Below are 17,768 nucleotides of genomic sequence, written 5' to 3'. Positions count from 1 at the left end.
TCAATAGCCGTGCTGCTGGCGAAAGGCCCGGGCCGCGCTGAAGTGGCCATTGCCAATAAAGGGCTGCGGCGGGCGCAGGGCCGACAGGGGCGAGGGGTGGTTGCTGGTCAGCACCAGGTGCCCCCGGTCCGCAGGAATCAGGCGCTGCTTGGCTTGCGCATGGCTGCCCCACAGCATAAATACGGTGGGCTGCCCCTGCTCGGCCACCTGGCGGATGATGGCATCGGTGAGCACCTCCCAGCCTTTGCCGGCGTGGCTGGCGGGCTGGCCCTCTTCCACGGTCAGGCAGGTGTTGAGCAGCAGCACACCGTTTTGCGCCCAGCGCACCAAACTGCCGCCAGGCTGGGGAAAGGCCGGCAAGGGCTGGCCCAAATCACGCTGCAACTCTTTGAAAATATTGCGCAGCGAGGGCGGCAAACGCACCCCTGGCGCTACCGAAAACGCCAACCCCTCGGCCTGGCCGCGCCCGTGGTAGGGGTCTTGCCCCAGGATGACCACGCGCACGGCGGGCGCATCGGTCAGCGCCAGCGCGCGCAGGGGCTCAGGGGGAAAGATGACCGCGCCCGCCGCTTGGCGCTGCTGCAAAAATGTTTGCAGTGCTTGCCCCGCAGCACTGGCAAAAAACTCGGCCACCAAGGGCTGCCATCCAGGGGCGACAGGCCATTGCGCGGGGTCGGCGTGCAGGAGTTGATCGGCAGCGCAAGGGGGTAACAGGGAAGAAGTCATAGATCAATTTTGATAGCTTTTACCGCTTGTATTTCAACATTTTTCAAGCAATTGATTGCTGATATCTTGATATTAATAGCGGTATCAGCTCACCTTTTCATGATTTCCAGCGTGTACCTGATTGCGCCCAGCTTGCTTGGCCGCGTACAAATGGGCATCGGCCTGGGCCAGCAATTGCTCCGGGCGGGCATCGGCACTGGGCACAACGGCGGCCACCCCAATGCTGATGGTCACATGCGCGGCCACTTGTGAGCCGGCATGGGGCCGCTGCAGCGCCCGCACTGCCGCGCACAAGGCTTGGGCCTTGGCGCGTGCGCCCTCCAAGCTGCATTCGGGCAACAGGCAAACAAATTCTTCACCGCCATAGCGGGCGATCAAGTCGTACGACCGGTTCAAGCCGCTGGGCAGCACCTTGGCCACGGCTTGCAGGCAGGCATCGCCTTCGGGGTGGCCATACAAGTCGTTGTACTGTTTGAAGAAATCAATATCCATCAGCAGCAGCGCCAAGGGCTGGCCGCTGCGCACGCCACGCTGCCATTCGGCCTGCAGCGCCTGGTCAAACTGGCGGCGATTGGGCAGGCCGGTCAGGGCATCAATAAAGGCCATTTTCTCCAGTGCTTCGCTGTGCGCTTGCTCGGCCGTGCGATCGACAAAGGTCACCAGCAGGCTGCTGCCAAACTGCACACCGCCGATGGCCATGGTCAGCACGCTGCCGCTGGCGGCGGTGATGCGGTACTCCTGGCTGGGGATGTAGCCATCGTGCGTGGCGGCATAGGCCAGCGCTTGGCGCCACTCGTAGCCCACCTGGCTGCGGTAGGCGGGATCGGGGTAGGCGAAAACGGCCCACTCATCCATGCTGGGCACCTGGCTTTCGGTGTAGCCAAAGTAATCCAAAAAGCGCTGATTGCGAAAGTAAATATGGCGTGATTCATCCACCATGCACAGCGCCACCGGCATGGCGTGCAGGAGGTGCTGGAGCATGCGCTGCGCCTCTTCCAGCTCCATGGCCTGGTGTTTTTGCTCGGTAATGTCCTGGATATAGCCATGCCAGAGCACGGCCCCGCTCTCCAGTGGCTGGGGCCGGGCCACACCGCTGACCCAGCGCTCGCCCCGCTCGGGCAGGCACACCCGGTATTCCTGGCGCCACAGGGTGAGCTGTTGGGCCGATTCGACAATGGTTTTGGCCACGCGCAGCGCATCGTCCGGGTGAATCACGCTGCTGGCTTTGCGCCCGGTGGGCGGCAGCTTGAGATTGGCGCTAAAGCCATAAATATCTTCCCCGCCTTTGCTGACGTAGGGAAAGTGGCTGGTGCCATCGCTCTCCAGCTGAAACTGGTAAATCATGCCGGGCACGTTTTGCGTCAAATGCTCAAAGCGCTCGCGCAGGCGCCGCTCTTCGGAGACATCGGTGTTCGTGCCGACGATGCGCACAATGCGCCCCTGCGCATCGCGCGACAGCACCCGCCCCTTGCCCTGCACCCAGCGGTAGCTGCCGTCTTGGCAGCGCAGGCGGTACACGCAGTCGTAATCGTCCCGCCCGTTTTCACACTCCGCCCAGGCCGCTTTGGTGCGCCCCACATCGTCGGGGTGGATGCGCATCGTCCATTCGGCAAAGGTGTTGCCAATCTGCGCATCCTCGTAGCCCAATTGGGCTTTCCAGGCCGAGGAAAAATACACCTGCTCGGTCTGCAAATTGGCATCCCACACGCCCTGGCCAGTGGCGATCAGCACGGCGTGCCACAAATTGCTCAGCGCCTGGTCTTTGTCGAGCAGGGACTGCTCTTGGCTGCGCAAATTCTGTTGCATCACGCGCAAGCCAAACACCACCACCATGCCCACCAGCAGATAAAACGCCAGGGTCACCCACACCGTCGTGCGCCACGAGGCAAAAATCGCCGGCAGTGTGCGCCCCACGGCCACCACCAGCACATGGTTCATGGGCAGGCCCGCCGGTTGCACCGTGGTGATGGCCACCATCCGCTCAGGCTCATCCGGGCGCAGCACCCCTTGCAACACCGCTTGCCGGGCACCACTGGCCTGGAACTGCCGCAGCATGGGCGTGGGCCCATACTGCGGTGCTTGCGTATCTGAGCCCTGCTGGTTTTGCCAGACAAAGCGCCGCCCCAGGGGGTGAATCACCGTGGCGTACATGTCCAGGGCATAGAGCACTGAGCGCAGCAGGGTAGACAAATCTTCGGGGTAGAGCTCCATCACCACCACCCCGTCAAGCCCCCCTTCGGCATTGACCACGGGCCGAACAATGGGCAGCACCCACATGGCAGGCTCTGGTGCAAACGGCTCGCCCACAATCAAGGTGTTGAGCACGATGCTGCTTTTGGCCGTTTGAAAGTAGGCCCGGCTGCTCAAATCGCGGCCAATCAACTCCAAATGGTTGCTGGCCTGCACCCGGCCTTGGCCATCGAGCCACAAAATGCCGCCCACCCCCACCATGGCATCGGCCAGGGTCTGAATGCGCTCTTGCGCCCGATTCGGGTCCAGCCCCAAGGCACGGGTTTGGGCAATGGCATCAAGAATGCTGGCCAGCCCCTTGTCAATCGATTGCAGCTGGCGCGCCAAGTTGTCATGAATCACGCTGGCTTGCTGGGTCAGGCGCTCACGCTCGCTGGCGACCAGGGTGTCCCGCTCCCACGCCAAGACCGCCACCAGCAACACCCCCAGCGCCACACCCACCCACAGCAACCACCACCACTCTCGGCGGTAACGGTCACGGGGGGGAAGCAAGAGGGAGCGCAGCACGAGCAATCACTTTACAAAAGGTCACAAATTTTAAAGAGCAAAGCGCCAGTTTGTGTCCCATTCTCCAGGGCTTGTACCTAGGGTAAACGCGTACTTTGCCGCTGGCAGCACCTGGCCAGCACCTGGGCCGGGGTGCCCTGTTAGGCAAACAGCTGCGCCAGCGCCAGCCCGGGGTCGTCGGCCCGCATGAAGGCCTCGCCCACCAAAAAGCTGTGAATGCCCGCATCGCGCATGGCCCGCACGTCCGCCGGGCCAAGAATGCCCGATTCGGTGACCAAGATGCGCTCGGGCGGCACCTCTTTTTGCAGCTGCAGCGTGGTCTGGATGTCCACCTCAAAGGTGCGCAGGTTGCGGTTGTTGATGCCCACCAGCGGGGTTTTCAACTGCAAGGCCCGCTCCAGCTCGCGGCCATCGTGCACTTCCACCAGCACGGCCATGTCCAGACTCAGGGCGATCTGCTCCAGCTCGGCCATCAGGCCATCGTCTAGGCAGGCGGCGATCAAGAGCACGCAATCGGCCCCCATGGCGCGCGATTCGTAGATTTGGTAGGCATCGACCATGAAGTCCTTGCGCAGCACCGGCAGCGGGCAACTGGCGCGGGCCTGCTTCAAATAGTCGGGCTGGCCCTGGAAGAACTGCCTGTCGGTCAGCACCGACAGGCAGGCAGCGCTGACCTTGCCATCGCCCTGGGCATAGCTTTGCGCAATGTCCGCCGGGATGAACTCGCCCTTGCGGATCACGCCCTTGCTGGGGCTGGCTTTTTTGATCTCGGCAATCACCGCCGCCTGGTTTTGGGCCAATTTGGCGCGCATGGCCCCGACAAAATCGCGCGTCAGCACCCGGCTTTCCGCATCGCGGCGCATCTCCGCCAACGGCATGCGCCGCTGCGCAGCCGCAATTTCCTCGCGCTTGACGGCGCAGATTTTTTCCAAAATATCACTCATCGTTCTCTCCAAAAACTCCACCACCACCACCCCAGCCCACCCCGCGAAGCTGCGCAGCAAGCGAGCCAGCCATTCCATAACAACGTATCCGTCAGGGCGCAGCCGCAAGAACAACCAAGGCACATCCCGTCTGACTCACCGCAGTTGTCCGAACGCAGCGCCCGCAGGGCGCGTAGTGAGTTCTGCGGTGCCAAAGCTGCGCCAGCACGCCTTCTTTGCTGACTTTCTTGCGCGCGCAAGAAAGTTAGTCGCCCGCCGGGGCGAGTCCCGGCCAGCAAAACTAAAAAATCAAAAAAGAAAGCAACTACCGCAAGCCATCATTGCATTGCAGCCGAATCAGCCCTCACATCCGCCCGGTATAAACCACCAGCTGCTGCAGCTTTTGCAGCGCCGCGCCGGTATTGATCGCCTCCCGCGCCCGCCGCAGCCCATCCTCAATGCTGCTGGCCACATTGGCCGCATACAGCGCCGCCCCGGCGTTCAAACACACAATATCGTGCGCCGGGCCCGCGTCCCCCGCCAGCACACCGCGCAGCATGGCAATCGACTCCTGCGCGTTCTCCACCTTGAAAGCGCGGGTGCCCACCATGCGCAGGCCAAAGTCTTCGGGGTGGATTTCGTACTCACGCACCACGCCGTCTTTGAGCTCGCCCACCAGCGTGCCCGCGCCCAGGCTGATCTCGTCCAGCCCATCGCGACCATAGACCACGACGGCATGCTCCGCCCCCAGGCGCTGCAGGGCGCGCACCTGGATGCCCACCAGGTCTTCGTGGAACACGCCCATCAAAATGTTGGGCGCATCGGCCGGGTTGGTCAGCGGCCCCAGGATGTTGAAAAGGGTGCGCACGCCCAGCTCTTTGCGCACTGGGGCGACGTTTTTCATCGCCGGGTGGTGGTTGGGGGCAAACATAAAGCCCACGCCCACTTCGGCAATGCAATCGGCAATCTGCGCCGGGGTCAGGTTGATGTTCACGCCCAGCGCCTCCATCGCGTCGGCGCTGCCCGATTTGCTGCTCACGCTGCGCCCGCCGTGCTTGCTGACCTTGGCCCCGGCGGCGGCAATGACAAACATGGCGCAGGTGGAGATGTTGAAGGTGTGCGCCCCATCGCCGCCGGTGCCGACGATATCGACCAGGTGCGTTTTGTCGCGCACCGGCACCTTGTTGGAAAACTCGCGCATCACCTGCGCGGCGGCCGAGATTTCGCCAATCGTCTCTTTCTTCACGCGCAGCCCGGTGAGGATGGCCGCGCACAGCACCGGCGAGAGTTCGCCGCGCATGATCATGCGCATCAGGTGCAGCATTTCGTCGTGGAAGATTTCGCGGTGCTCGATGGTGCGCTGCAGCGCTTCCTGCGGGGTGATGGCCAGATGCTGGGCTACGGGGGTCATGGGGGTGTCCTGTGATTAATTTGTGAGCTGCATCCGCTTATTTATTCATGCTTTCAAATCAATTAAACGCTGAAACCATTGGTTTACCAGCGCAAGCAGCTCTTAAAACAAAGGCCACCGCAAGGATGGCCTGGGGCGGGCATTACGCCGCTTGCAAAAAGTTTTTCAGCATCGCATGGCCATGCTCGGTCAGGATGCTCTCGGGGTGGAACTGCACCCCTTCCACGGCCAGCGTGGTGTGGCGCACGCCTTGGATTTCGCCATCCTCGCTGGTGGCGGTGACGGTCAGGCACGCGGGCAGCGTGGCCTTGTCAATCACCAACGAGTGGTAGCGGTTCACCGTGAACTGTTGGGGCAGCCCGGCAAACACGCCTTTTTGGTCGGTGGTAATCACGCTGGTCTTGCCGTGCATCTGCTGCCCGGCGCGGACGATGTCGCCGCCAAAGGCCGCGCCAATCGCCTGGTGGCCCAGGCACACCCCCAGCACCGGCAGCTGGCCGGCAAAGTGCTGAATCGTTGCCACGGCAATGCCGGCCTCGGCCGGGGAGCACGGGCCGGGCGAGATAACGATGCGCTCAATGCCCTGCGCCGCCACCAGCGCGACGAGTTGCTCCAGCGGCATTTCGTCGTTGCGCACCACGGTCACGTCTGCGCCCAGCTCGCCCAGGTACTGCACGATGTTGTAGGTAAAGCTGTCGTAGTTGTCCAGCATCAAGACTTTCATACCGACTCCTCTTGCTTCGGCGGCAGACCGGCGGCGCGCAGCCGGGCCAGCTCATCGTGTTCGTAGGCGATGTAGCACTCCATCATGGCGCGGTAGATGCGCTCGATCAGGTCGGGGTTGCCGCCCTGCGCCTGCGCCAGGGTGCGCACGCGCTGCACGATGGTTTCAATGCGCTCTTCATCGCGCACCAGACCTTCGTCGTTCTTCACCCGCGCGGCCTGGGTCATATAGCCGCTGCGCTGCACCAGCAGGGGCACCAGCACATCGTCCAGGGCATTCACGCCCGCCCGCACCTCGGTCATGCTGGTGCAGTGCGGCACTTTGTCGATGGCCAACGTCATTCCAATCCTTCTTCTACCAATTCCGCCGCGCGCAGCAGGGCGCGGGCTTTGTGTTCAGTTTCTTGCCATTCCAGCTCGGGCACGGAGTCGGCCACCACCCCGGCGGCGGCCTGCACGTACAGCGTGCCGTTCTGGATCACGCCGGTGCGAATGGCAATCGCCATGTCCATGTGCCCGGCAAAGCTCAAATAGCCCACCGCGCCGCCGTAGATGCCGCGCTTGGTCGGCTCCAACTGGTCGATCAACTCCATGGCGTGCACCTTGGGTGCGCCCGAGAGCGTGCCCGCCGGAAAGCTGGCCTTGAGCACGTCCATGCTGGACAGGCCGGGTTTGAGCAACCCTTCCACGTTGCTGACGATGTGCATCACGTGGCTGTAGCGCTCCACGACAAAGGCTTCGGTCACTTTGACGCTGCCGGTCTGGGCGATGCGGCCAATGTCGTTGCGCGCCAGGTCAATCAGCATCACATGCTCGGCGCGCTCCTTGGGATCGGCCAGCAGTTCGTGCTCGGTGGCCAGGTCGGCCTCGGGCGTGGCACCGCGCGGGCGGGTGCCGGCCAGCGGGCGGATGGTGATTTTCTCGCCGTCCGCCACCTTGTCCTGGCGCACCAAAATCTCGGGGCTGGAGCCCACCACCTGAAAGCTGCCGAAGTTGTAGAAATACATGTACGGCGAGGGGTTGAGCGAGCGCAGCGCCCGGTACAGCGACAGGGGCGATTCGGTGTAGCGCTTGTGAATGCGCTGGCCGACCTGCACCTGCATAAAATCGCCCGCCGCAATCAAATCCTTGGCTTTTTGCACCGCCGCCAGATAGTCGGCCTTGGCAAAGCTGCGCTGCGCCGGGTGGCTGTCGCCGCCCTTGATCTGCGGCACGCTCACCGAATAGCGCAGCAGCTCTTTGAGCTCGCGCATGCGCTTTTTGGCGCGGCTGTAGCTTTCGGCCCGGCTGGGGTCGGCATACACGATGAAGTACAGCTTGCCCGAGAGGTTGTCGATCACCGCCAGCTCTTCGCACTGCAGCAGCAAAATATCCGGGCAATCCAGGCCATCAGGCGGGCAGGTTTTTTCCAGCTTGGGCTCGATGTAGCGCACTGCGTCGTAGCCAAAGTAGCCCGCCAGCCCACCGCAAAAACGCGGCAGGCCGGGCACCAGCGCCACTTTCAGGCGCTGCTGGTAAGCGGCAATAAAGTCCAGCGGGTTGCCGTGGTGCGTCTCCACCACTTGGCCGTCGGTGACGACTTCGGTTGTCGCCTCGGCCCCAAAGCCGCTGGCACGCAGCAAAGTGCGCGCGGGCAGGCCAATAAAGCTGTAGCGGCCAAAGCGCTCGCCGCCTTCGACCGATTCCAGCAAAAAGCTGTTCGTGCCGTCGCCATGGGCGTGCGCCAGTTTGAGGTACAGCGACAGGGGGGTTTCCAGATCGGCAAACGCTTCGGTCACCAGGGGGATGCGGTGGTAGCCGGCACGCGCCAGGCTTTGAAATTCCAGCTCGGTAATCACGGTGGGAGGTTTCCTTGCAACAAGGGGCAGCAGGCGTTGCGGTGCTGCGGTTCATTCAACGGCGGTGGCCCAGGCAGCCACCACCCCAGTGCGCCGGGGCGCTTTAAGCGGTTACAGCAGCAGGCTTACGCCAGGGCCAGGCTCCCCGGTCGGCACAACCTGCAATCAACGCGTAGTGAATGAACATGGGCGGCAAGTGTAGCCGATGGCAGGCGGGCCGCCGAAACGCGGGGGCCAGGCCAGCGGGCCGCCCACTCAGCATTTACCCTGGATTCGTGCCGGATTCGCGCTTTAGCGCTTGTCAGGAAAAAGTAAGGCTTTCAGAATCAGCCTCTTCAAAAGAACGATCGTTCTTATTTGTTTTCAAGGGGTTTGTATGCTGCATGCCGTGCACTGTTTCCGCGTTTTCCTGCCCGCCTTGGCCCTGGTGGCCGTGCTGACCAGCGCCGTGCGTGCGCACGCCGCGCCGCCGCCCGAGCCTGCCGAATCGTTCACCCTGGCGGGCCAGACGCTGGTTCTGAACGGCAGCGGCACGCGCCACAAAGCGGTGTTCAAGGTCTATAACGCCCATTTGTACCTGCCGCACAAGGCGCAAAGCTACGCGCAAATCGCCCAGATGCCCGGTGCCAAGCGCCTGGAAATTCACATGCTGCGCGATATTGATGCCAACGAGCTGGGCAAGCTGTTTACCAAGGGCATCGAGCACAACACCCCCCGCCAGCACCTGGGCCAGGTGCTGCCCAGCGTGGTGCAAATGGGGGCGCTGTTTGCCCACGAAAAGCGCCTGCGCAAGGGCGATAGTTTTGCCCTGGACTGGGTGCCCGAGGCCGGGCTGACCATCTCGATCAACGGCCAAGCGCGCCAGCCGCAGTTTGCCGACCCGCTATTTTTCAATGCCTTGCTCAGCATTTGGCTGGGCGAGCAGCCGGCCGACAGCCCCCTCAAGCAGGCGCTGCTGGGGCTGCAAACGCCGCCCCTGGATGCAAATTGAATAGCATTTTGCGCTGATAGATAAACAAATTTCAGTGTTTTAGCTCTGAAAATGAATGTTTATCAGCGGTAGCCGCTCTGCTTATGCAAGCACCAGCTTGCGGTAGTAGTTGGGCAGGGCAAACAAAGCACCGTGGATGTCGGCGTTGTAGTACTGCAAGTCGGTCACGCCCCGGGCGGCCAGGCGCTCATCGATCTGCGCGGCGCTCACGGTGGTGGGCTGCAAACTGTCTGAGCACACCGCCATGCCCCAGTACGCGCCATACAGCGGCACATAGGTGCCGTAGCAAGCCACCTGGGCAAAGGTGGCCTTGAGCGTTTGGCTGAGCGCGCGCACCTGCTCGGCATGAAACACCGGGCTGCCCAGGTGCAGCACCAGCGCCCCACCGGGGTTGAGCACCCGGCGCATGCGCTCTAAGGCCTCAGGGCTGTAGAGCGAGCCGGCGGGGGTGTGCGGATCGGTCAAATCGAGCAAGATCAAATCAAAGCGGTCGGTGGTGCTGTCCACATAGGCCATGCCATCGCCAATTTGCAGCTGCAGGCGCGGGTCGTCCCACACCCCGTTGTGTACGCGCTGCAGCTGGGCCTTGCTCACCTCGATGACGGCCTCGTCCAGCTCGGCCAGCACCAGGCGCTGCACGGTGTTGTGTTTGAGCAGCTCTTCGGCCAAGCCGCCATCGCCGCCGCCAATCACCAGCACCTGCTGCGGATCGGGGTGGGCCATGGCCGCCGGGTGGGCCATGCACTCGTGGTAGAAAAATTCTTCCCCCTCGCTGGTCATGAAGTGATCGTCCAGGCGCATCACGCGGCCAAAGCTGGGGGTGTCCAGCATCTCCAGCGTCTGGAACGGAGTGTGCTGGCGCTGCACGTTGTGCGCCCGAAACCCAAAGGCCGCGTTTTCCGTGAGCTGCTCCATCACCCAGGGGTACTGGCCCACGCCATTGGTGGCAATGTCGCCGCGCCACAGCTGCTGGCGCACGGCCTCCTGCGGGGCGTAAGCGGCCACCACGCCATCCATCAGCGCCTGGGCCTTGGCCGAGTTGTCGCCCGAAAAATTGCACACATACACGTCGATGGTGACGTTGCCCGTCTCGGGCCAGGTGTGGATGGCCAAATGCGATTCGGCCAGCAGCACCGCCCCGGTGACCCCGCCAGGCTGGCCCTGCCATTCAGGGAATTTGACCCATTTGTCCTCCACCAGCGTGAGCCCGGAGGCATCGGTCTGACTTCGGCACAACTGCGCAATGGTGTCGGCACAAATCATGAGTGCGCTATCGCAAGAACATTGGTACAAATCGGCAGTCAGGTGCAAACCTTGCATAGTGGGGAGTCCTCCTGGGGTTCCATCCGGGGTAAAACGCGTCTTACCGGAACAAAAAAGCGTGCATTTTTGGGGAAACCCAGCATTTTAGGTAAGTTTTACGCAAAACACCCCTGCCCACATGGCAAGTCCATACACCCTGCTTTACAACACACTACAACACGCCGACCACCATTTGATGCTATGGCGCCACAACAACGAACGCTTGCGATCTGCGCTCTACAATCAGTTTCATCTTTCTGTAAAGGTTTCCCATGTCAATGAGTAACGTCAAAGTCAGCACCCGCTTGAGTCTGGGGTTCGGTGCCATTTTGCTCATCATGCTCGCGCTCACGGCCATCGGCATTTGGCGCATGCAGGTCATCAGCGATGTCATGGTGACCATGACCCAGCAAGACAACCTGCGCCTGCAAGAGACCATGCGCTGGCGCGAAAACAGGGAGAAAAACTGGATTCGCACCCGCGCCATGCTACTCAACGCCGATCCGCAATTCAACGCGATTTGGGAGCCAGAAATTGCCGCCACCTCGGCCGCGATCAGCGAGGGCCAGAAAAAAATCGAAAGCCTGCTGCGCTTCGAAGAGGGCATCCGGCTGTTCAAAGGCCTAGACAGCCACCGCGCCGCCTACCGCAACCTGCGCACGGCGCTGATTCAGCAAAGCGCCAACGGCGACCACGTGGCAGACCGGGTCGAATCCGAGCTCAAACCCCTGGCCGATGCCTACGACCAAGCCCTGGGGCAGTTTGCCGACTACCAGCTCAAGGTCTATACCGAAACGCGCGAAACCGCCTTGGCCCAAGTGCACCAAAGCCAAATCATGCTGGCCAGCGTCGCCGGCATCACCTTGCTGCTGGGCATCTGGGGAGCCTGGGCACTGGGGCGCTCCATCACCCGGCCCCTGCACCAGGCCGTGGGCATTGCCGACGAAATTGCCCACGGCAACCTGACGCAAAGCTTCACCATCAGCGGCCGCGATGAAACCGCCACCTTGCTCACCAGCCTGCACGAAATGCAGGCCAAACTGGCCAGCATCGTCGCCGGCGTGCGCCAAAACGCCGACAGCGTGGCCAATGCCAGCGCCGAAATTGCCCAGGGCAACAACGACCTGTCGGCCCGCACCGAGCAACAAGCCAGCGCTTTGGAGCAAACCGCCGCCTCGATGGAGCAGCTGGGCGCGACCGTGCGCCAAAACGCCGACAACGCGGCCCAGGCCAACCAACTGGCCATGAATGCCAACGAGGTGGCCAACCAAAGCGGCGGCGTGGTCGAGCAAATGGTCAGCACCATGCGCGAGATTGAGGACAGCGGCCAGCGCATCGCGGCGATCATCGGCGTGATCGACAGCATCGCTTTTCAAACCAACATCCTGGCGCTGAACGCCGCTGTCGAAGCAGCCCGCGCCGGTGAGCAAGGCCGCGGTTTTGCTGTGGTGGCCAGCGAGGTGCGCGCCCTGGCCGGACGCAGCGCCGAGGCCGCCAAAGAAATCAAGACCCTGATCGACACCAGCGTGCAGCGCGTGGGCCACGGCACCCAGCTGGCCGACCAAGCGGGCCACTCGATGCAGGAAATGATCAACGCCATTGGCCGCGTCACCGACATCATGGCCGAGATCAGCGCCGCCAGCCGCGAGCAAAGCTCGGGCGTAAGCCAGGTGGGCGAGGCCATCACGCAAATGGACCGCACCACCCAGCAAAACGCCGCCCTGGTCGAAGAAAGCGCCGCCGCTGCCGACAACCTGCGCAGCCAAGCCGTGCAGCTGGTGCAAGCCATGGCCTTTTTCCAGGTGAACGAGGGCGGCACCGCACGCCCCGGCCCTGCCGCTGCCCAAGCTGCGCCCAGGCCATCTGCAAAACCTATAGCAGCCCCCGCAATCAAAAGCGGCAAAGTAGAGAAAAAGCTTGCAAATAGCCCTAAAACTACTGCGCCAACAGCACCTAAAAAAGCAGCGCCTACTGCGCCCACGCCTGCCCCAGCCACCGCCTTGACCGCGCCCAAGCCCAAGCCGGCCGCCAAAGCGCCCTCCAAGCCAGCGACCAGCAACGAGGACGATTGGGAGACTTTCTAAAGCCTCCCCCCCAAAAAGCCTTAGAACGTGTTCATGATCTCGAATGAAGGTGTGGGGGATGCGGTTCGGGATGGGTTGCGAGGCGCAAACCACAGCAATAGCTTGGCTATTGCGAGGATTTGCAACGACGCAGACCGCCCGAAGCCGCGCCCGCACACCCATGAGGAGATCGTGAACACGTTCTTAGCGCTGCGGACTCAAACGCCCCTGCACCTGCGCCAGCGCATCCCAATGCGCCAGCGCGGGCACTGCAGCAATCGGCTCGCCGTGGTTAAAACCATAGGTCATCAGCACCACCGGGCAACCGGCCGCCCGCGCCGCTTGCGCATCGTTGCTCGAATCGCCCACCATCAAGGTGCGCCCTGGCTGGGTGCCCAAGGCCTTGCAGGTTTCCAGCAGCGGCAGCGGATCGGGCTTTTTGCGGGCAAACGAATCACCGCCAAACACGCACTGAAAATATTTTTCCAAACCTTTGGCACGCAATAACGGCTGGGCAAACGCCAGCGGCTTGTTGGTCAAACACGCCAGCGGCAAGCCCGCCGCGGCCAAGGTGTGCAAGCCCTCCTCCACCCCCGGATACACCTGGGCAAACTGGCCATTGATGCGCAAATAATGGTGCTCATAGCGCTGCCACGCCTGCGCATACTGGGCCTGCACCTGGGCGGCATCCAGCCCCCCATGGGCCAAGACAGAGCGCAACAAATGCTCGGTGCCCTTGCCCACCAAGTGCTCAATCACTTCGGGGGCTATCGCGGGCAACTGCAAATCGGCCAACATGCCGTTGAGCGCCGCTGAAAAATCGCCCAAGGTGTTCACCAAGGTGCCATCCAAATCCAGCATCACCGCATCCAGGGCGATGCTGCTGCCTTCCAAGTGCAATTGCATAACTGTTTAATTTCATAGCTTTCAACGCTTTACCAGCAAGTTAGCAGCAAGTGTTGAAGGCCAAAATGTTTCTGAAAAATCCTGCGATCCATGGCCCAAAGAATGGGCCCGAAAAACGGCCATGGTACCCAGCGGGCGGCGGCGGCCGAGCAAAGAAAAACCTCGCTTTAAGTGGGTTTTCCCCATGCAGCGCCATGAAAAAATATTTTTAGAATCGAAAGACTATCTGCTTTCACGATAGAAAACACCCTTTATCTAGGACTCTTACCTATGAAACAAATTACCGTGGCGGCTGCTTTGGCATTAATCAGCACCGGCGCATTGGCAGGCAATGCAGATTTCACCCTGGTCAATAAAACGGGCTATGCCATTAATGAGGTGTATATCTCGCCCTCCCAAAAAAATAACTGGGGCAATGACCGCCTGGGCGAGTATCAGTTTCTGAACGGCGATTCCAAAAAATTTAAATTCGGCGACACCAAGCACTGCGAGCAAGATATTAAAGTGACCTTTACCGATGACGAATCCGAAGTCGTCTGGGAAGATATTAACTTGTGCGAAGTGGACAAAATCACGCTCAAATACAACCGCAAAACCAATGAAGTTTCTGCTGAGCTAGATTAAAAAATAATATTCAATACCTGCTGCCCGCCTATTCTGCTGGCACGGTTGGCACCCGTGCAGCCAGGGCGACCAGCACCAGCACCGGCAGTCCCAGGGCCGCCGTGCTGATAAAAAATGGGCTATAGCCATAAGCATCCACAAACTGCCCCGAAAACCCGGCCAGCCACTTCGGGGCCAGCAGCATCATGGAGCTGAACAGCGCGTACTGCGTGGCCGAGTACTGCACATTGGTCAGGCTGGACAAGTAGGCAATAAACGCTGCCGAGGCAATGCCTCCAGCCAAGTTGTCGGCGCTGACCACCAGGGTCAAACCCACCGTGGTCGGTGCTTGCGCGGCCAGCCAAGCAAACAGCAAATTGCTGCTGGCCGAGAGCAGCGCCCCTAGCATCAGCACCCGCATCACGCCCCAGCGCATGGCCATGGCCCCGCCCACAAAGGCCCCCAGCAGGGTCATGAGCACACCGTAAATTTTGGTGACTGCGGCCACCTGGGCCTTGGTGTAGCCCATGTCCACATAAAACGGGTTGGCCATGATGCCCATCACCACATCGCTGATGCGGTACACCGCAATCAGGCCCAGCACCAGGGCCGCTTGCCAGCGGTAACGCGCGATAAAGTCGGCAAACGGTGCTACCAAAGCGCTGTGCAGCCACTCCTGCACCGAGCGGCTGGGCGGCAGGGGGCGCGGCTGGGGCTCTGGCGAGAGCAAAACGGTGACGATGCCCACCACCATGCAGGCGGCCATTACGCTGTAGGCCACCTGCCAGGCCCGCACGGCATAGCCCAATTGCTCGCCTTGGGCCAAGGTGGCCACCCACAGCACCCCGGCACCGGCCCAGATCATGGCCAGGCGGTAGCCTGTTTGGTAGGTGGCGGCCAAAGCGGCCTGTTCTTGCATGCTGGCCGATTCAATGCGGTAGGCATCCAGGGCAATGTCTTGCGTGGCCGAGCCAAAGGCCACCACCAGGGCGCTCCACACCATGGGGGTCAAGGCCAGCTGCGGGTTTTGGCTGGCCATGCCCAGCAAGCCCGCGGCAATCAACAGCTGCGACAGCAGCAACCAACTGCGCCGCCGCCCCAGGCGGCGCGTGAGCCCAGGCAGCGGCAAGCGATCGACCAGCGGGGCCCAGACCCACTTGAACGCATAGGCCAGCCCGACCCACGATAAATAGCCAATGGTGGTGCGGTCAATGCCCGCTTCACGCAACCAAAATGAGAGCGTTCCCAGCACCAGCAGCAAGGGTAAACCGGCGGAAAAGCCCAAGGCCAACATGCGCCAACTGGCCGGTTGCGTGTAAACCTTCAAAGTGCAAAGCCAAGCGCGAAAGGAAGTCATAAAGCCATCGATGCCATAAAAAAAGCCCACAGCGACCAAGGTGCTGCGGGCTGGCTAGCTTAATGCCTGGGGCGGCGTTTATTTCTCAACAAAGGCGCGTTCGATGACGAAATCGCCCGGGGTGGTGGTGTTGCCTTCGTTGAAGCCGCGCGCCTCAAACATGTGCTTGAGGGTGTCCAGCATCTCGGGGCTGCCGCACAGCATGACCCGGTCGGTTTCGCGGTTGAGCGAGGGCAGGCCGATGTTTTGCGGGAACGTGCCGTTTTCAATTTGGTCCGAAATGCGCCCCTGGTTGCGAAAGGGTTCGCGCGTTACGGTGGGGTAGTAGATGAGCTTGTCTTTGATGATGTCGCCCAGGATTTCGTGCTCGAACAGGTCTTTTTCCAGCATCTCTTGGTAGGCCAGGTCGGCCACATGGCGCACGCCGTGCACGACGATGACTTTTTCGTAGCGCTCATAGGTATCCGGGTCGCGGATGATGGACAACCACGGCGCAAGGCCCGTGCCCGTGCCAATCAAGTACAAGTTTTTTCCTGGCAGCAGGTAATCGGTGACCAGGGTGCCGGTGGGCTTTTTGCCCACAATGATGGTGTCGCCCACCTGGATGTTTTGCAGGCGCGAAGTCAGTGGGCCGTTGGGCACTTTGATCGAGAAAAACTCCAGATGCTCTTCCCAGTTGGGGCTGACGATGGAATAGGCCCGCAGCAGGGGCTTGTTATCGACTTTGAGGCCAATCATGGTGAAGTGGCCATTGGAAAAGCGCAGCCCAGGATCGCGGGTGGTGGTGAAAGAGAACAACCGATCGGTCCAGTGGTGCACCGACAAAACACGTTCTTCGTGAAAAGCACTCATAAACAATGCAGCAAAAAATCAATAACAAACCCACTCGGTGGGGCCCGGCCAAGTGAGGATGGGCAAGCCGCCGCCCCGGGCCACAGGGCTGCGATTGTGCGTGAATTTCGCCCAAAATGGGGGATTGTCTGCTTATCTCTTGATACAGATTAGTGATATGGCAAATGACGTGGCACCGCCATTTGCCCCCCGATTTACCCCCATTTACTCCGCTATTTCAGCCCCCGCGCAGCTGTGCCTGGGCCAGCTCAGCGGCCAACACCTGCACCAGCTGCGCCGCTGGCAAGGCCCGCGCCAGTGCCACGCCTTGGCCGGCCCAAAACGGGGCAAAGTCCGTGCAGCCCTGGGCACTGGCTGCTTGGTGCAAGGCCTTGCCCGCGTCGTACACCTGGGGGTAAGCGGGCAAGCTGCCGGGGTAGGCCGCGCCCAGGGCGTGCAGGCGATTGACCAGGCCGCGCGCCGGTCGGCCCGAGATGGCGCTGGTCACGGCCGTGCGGGCGTGCTCTTTATTTAAAAGCGCTTGGCGATAAGCAGCATTGGCATTGGACTCAGGACAAGGCACAAACGCTGTCCCCATCTGCGCAGCACATGCGCCAAGTTGTAGCACGGCCGCAATCCCGGCCCCATCCATGATGCCGCCGGCGGCCACCACAGGCAGGCGGGTGCGCTGCACCAAGAGCTGCACCAGGGCCAAGGTGCCCAGCATCTGGTCGCGGGCGGGGTCGAACACGCCCCGGTGGCCGCCCGCCTCCACGCCCTGGGCAATCACCACGTCGATGCCCGCCTGCTCAATGGCCAGGGCCTCGTCCAAATCGGTGGCGCAGGCCAGGGTGATGCAGCCATAGGCTTTGAGCGCCGCCAAAAAATCTGGCTCGGGCAGGCCGAAATGAAAACTCACCACCGCCGGGCGCTGCGCCAAGATCAGCTGCTGCAGCGCCGTATTGCCCAGGGCCGAGGGGTATACCGCCTGCAAGCTGGCGGGTGCGGTGGCACCAAAACGGGCAAATTCCGGAGCCAGATACTCCAGCCAGGCCTGTTCACGCGGGGCATCGGCCTGCGGGTGCTGGTGGTAGAACAGATTGACGTTGAAAGGCCCGCTGGTCAGGCTGTGGGTGTGCTCGATGTCGGTTTTCGACTTTTCCAGGCTGTACGCACCCAGGCCAATCGAACCCAACGCGCCCGCATTGCTCACGGCGGCGGCCAATTGCGGGGTGGCGGTGCCCGTCATGGGCGCTTGAATAATGGGGTGGCGCAGGCCCAGGCGCTGCATCCATGGGGCCAAAGTGGTGTGGGTCATGGCAAGTCCTTTTGCAGAG

General features: G+C 61.8%; 15 protein-coding genes. 3 read left to right on the top strand and 12 right to left on the bottom strand.

All coding sequences use genetic code 11. The features are described 5' to 3' along the window. From J1777_RS02695 to trpE, 7 genes are all read right to left on the bottom strand, one after another. A complete protein-coding gene (locus J1777_RS02695; RefSeq protein ID WP_207574296.1) occupies positions 1 to 726 on the bottom strand; it encodes a uracil-DNA glycosylase in 726 nt (241 codons plus the stop codon). Positions 727 to 810: 84 nt separating this feature from the next. Then, positions 811 to 3,483, bottom strand: a complete 2,673-nt coding sequence (locus tag J1777_RS02690; protein ID WP_207574295.1) for a diguanylate cyclase domain-containing protein — start codon at positions 3,481 to 3,483, stop codon at positions 811 to 813. Between the two features lie 140 nt (positions 3,484 to 3,623). After that, positions 3,624 to 4,427: an indole-3-glycerol phosphate synthase TrpC gene (gene trpC / locus J1777_RS02685; protein ID WP_207574405.1), complete on the bottom strand. Its 804-nt coding sequence runs from the start codon at positions 4,425 to 4,427 to the stop codon at positions 3,624 to 3,626. Between the two features lie 343 nt (positions 4,428 to 4,770). After that, on the bottom strand, positions 4,771 to 5,817 hold the full coding sequence (gene trpD / locus J1777_RS02680; protein WP_207574294.1) for an anthranilate phosphoribosyltransferase: 1,047 nt from the start codon (positions 5,815 to 5,817) through the stop codon (positions 4,771 to 4,773). A 142-nt stretch (positions 5,818 to 5,959) separates the two neighbouring features. Then, entirely contained in the window at positions 5,960 to 6,541 is a 582-nt protein-coding gene (locus J1777_RS02675) for an anthranilate synthase component II (RefSeq protein ID WP_207574293.1), read from the bottom strand. Continuing rightward, positions 6,538 to 6,882, bottom strand: coding sequence for a chorismate mutase (locus tag J1777_RS02670; RefSeq protein ID WP_207574292.1), 345 nt, complete (start codon positions 6,880 to 6,882; stop codon positions 6,538 to 6,540). The genes J1777_RS02675 and J1777_RS02670 overlap by 4 nt, the downstream gene beginning before the upstream one ends. Further along, positions 6,879 to 8,378, bottom strand: a complete 1,500-nt coding sequence (gene trpE, locus J1777_RS02665; protein WP_207574291.1) for an anthranilate synthase component I — start codon at positions 8,376 to 8,378, stop codon at positions 6,879 to 6,881. Before trpE ends, J1777_RS02670 begins: the two co-directional genes overlap by 4 nt. Positions 8,379 to 8,754: 376 nt before the next feature. Here trpE and J1777_RS02660 point away from each other — a divergent pair, with 376 nt between their 5' ends. Then, the gene (locus tag J1777_RS02660; protein WP_207574290.1) at positions 8,755 to 9,369 is read left to right on the top strand and encodes a chalcone isomerase family protein; all 615 of its coding nucleotides are present in this window, start codon (positions 8,755 to 8,757) and stop codon (positions 9,367 to 9,369) included. Positions 9,370 to 9,450: 81 nt separating this feature from the next. Here J1777_RS02660 and speE read toward each other — a convergent pair whose 3' ends face one another. After that, positions 9,451 to 10,689, bottom strand: a complete 1,239-nt coding sequence (gene speE / locus J1777_RS02655; RefSeq protein ID WP_207574289.1) for a polyamine aminopropyltransferase — start codon at positions 10,687 to 10,689, stop codon at positions 9,451 to 9,453. A gap of 254 nt (positions 10,690 to 10,943) precedes the next feature. Here speE and J1777_RS14430 point away from each other — a divergent pair, with 254 nt between their 5' ends. After that, positions 10,944 to 12,755: a methyl-accepting chemotaxis protein gene (locus tag J1777_RS14430; protein ID WP_207574288.1), complete on the top strand. Its 1,812-nt coding sequence runs from the start codon at positions 10,944 to 10,946 to the stop codon at positions 12,753 to 12,755. A 183-nt stretch (positions 12,756 to 12,938) separates the two neighbouring features. Here J1777_RS14430 and gph read toward each other — a convergent pair whose 3' ends face one another. Continuing rightward, on the bottom strand, positions 12,939 to 13,640 hold the full coding sequence (gene gph, locus J1777_RS02645; protein ID WP_207574287.1) for a phosphoglycolate phosphatase: 702 nt from the start codon (positions 13,638 to 13,640) through the stop codon (positions 12,939 to 12,941). A 270-nt stretch (positions 13,641 to 13,910) separates the two neighbouring features. On the opposite strand from gph, the gene J1777_RS02640 reads away from it, so the two are divergent. Then, a complete protein-coding gene (locus tag J1777_RS02640; protein ID WP_207574286.1) occupies positions 13,911 to 14,264 on the top strand; it encodes a hypothetical protein in 354 nt (117 codons plus the stop codon). A 28-nt stretch (positions 14,265 to 14,292) separates the two neighbouring features. Here the strand turns inward: J1777_RS02640 and J1777_RS02635 are convergent, their stop codons facing one another. The 3 genes from J1777_RS02635 to J1777_RS02625 form a co-directional block, all read right to left on the bottom strand. After that, positions 14,293 to 15,600 carry an AmpG family muropeptide MFS transporter gene (locus J1777_RS02635; RefSeq protein ID WP_207574285.1) on the bottom strand — a complete coding sequence of 436 codons (1,308 nt, stop codon included), beginning with the start codon at positions 15,598 to 15,600 and terminating at the stop codon, positions 14,293 to 14,295. 78 nt (positions 15,601 to 15,678) lie between these two features. After that, positions 15,679 to 16,452 carry a ferredoxin--NADP reductase gene (locus J1777_RS02630; protein WP_207574284.1) on the bottom strand — a complete coding sequence of 258 codons (774 nt, stop codon included), beginning with the start codon at positions 16,450 to 16,452 and terminating at the stop codon, positions 15,679 to 15,681. Between the two features lie 217 nt (positions 16,453 to 16,669). Then, the gene (locus J1777_RS02625) at positions 16,670 to 17,749 is read right to left on the bottom strand and encodes an NAD(P)H-dependent flavin oxidoreductase (RefSeq protein WP_242700348.1); all 1,080 of its coding nucleotides are present in this window, start codon (positions 17,747 to 17,749) and stop codon (positions 16,670 to 16,672) included. Positions 17,750 to 17,768: the final 19 nt, after the last annotated feature.

This window comes from Comamonas denitrificans (assembly GCF_017368815.1).
In the GTDB taxonomy this organism is placed as follows: Bacteria; Pseudomonadota; Gammaproteobacteria; order Burkholderiales; family Burkholderiaceae_C; genus Comamonas; species Comamonas denitrificans.
Note: the sequence above shows the minus strand (reverse complement) of the source record. Positions and strands in the feature narration are given on the sequence as shown.

Excerpts from the sequence above, each read along its gene's own strand:
- J1777_RS02695 (WP_207574296.1), bottom strand. The coding sequence starts at position 726 with ATGACTTCTTCCCTGTTACCCCCTTGCGCTGCCGATCAACTCCTGCAC.
- trpC (WP_207574405.1), bottom strand. The coding sequence starts at position 4,427 with ATGAGTGATATTTTGGAAAAAATCTGCGCCGTCAAGCGCGAGGAAATT.
- trpD (WP_207574294.1), bottom strand. The coding sequence starts at position 5,817 with ATGACCCCCGTAGCCCAGCATCTGGCCATCACCCCGCAGGAAGCGCTG.
- J1777_RS02675 (WP_207574293.1), bottom strand. The coding sequence starts at position 6,541 with ATGAAAGTCTTGATGCTGGACAACTACGACAGCTTTACCTACAACATC.
- J1777_RS02670 (WP_207574292.1), bottom strand. The coding sequence starts at position 6,882 with ATGACGTTGGCCATCGACAAAGTGCCGCACTGCACCAGCATGACCGAG.
- J1777_RS02660 (WP_207574290.1), top strand. The coding sequence starts at position 8,755 with ATGCTGCATGCCGTGCACTGTTTCCGCGTTTTCCTGCCCGCCTTGGCC.
- speE (WP_207574289.1), bottom strand. The coding sequence starts at position 10,689 with ATGCAAGGTTTGCACCTGACTGCCGATTTGTACCAATGTTCTTGCGAT.
- J1777_RS14430 (WP_207574288.1), top strand. The coding sequence starts at position 10,944 with ATGTCAATGAGTAACGTCAAAGTCAGCACCCGCTTGAGTCTGGGGTTC.
- gph (WP_207574287.1), bottom strand. The coding sequence starts at position 13,640 with ATGCAATTGCACTTGGAAGGCAGCAGCATCGCCCTGGATGCGGTGATG.
- J1777_RS02640 (WP_207574286.1), top strand. The coding sequence starts at position 13,911 with ATGAAACAAATTACCGTGGCGGCTGCTTTGGCATTAATCAGCACCGGC.
- J1777_RS02635 (WP_207574285.1), bottom strand. The coding sequence starts at position 15,600 with ATGACTTCCTTTCGCGCTTGGCTTTGCACTTTGAAGGTTTACACGCAA.
- J1777_RS02630 (WP_207574284.1), bottom strand. The coding sequence starts at position 16,452 with ATGAGTGCTTTTCACGAAGAACGTGTTTTGTCGGTGCACCACTGGACC.
- J1777_RS02625 (WP_242700348.1), bottom strand. The coding sequence starts at position 17,749 with ATGACCCACACCACTTTGGCCCCATGGATGCAGCGCCTGGGCCTGCGC.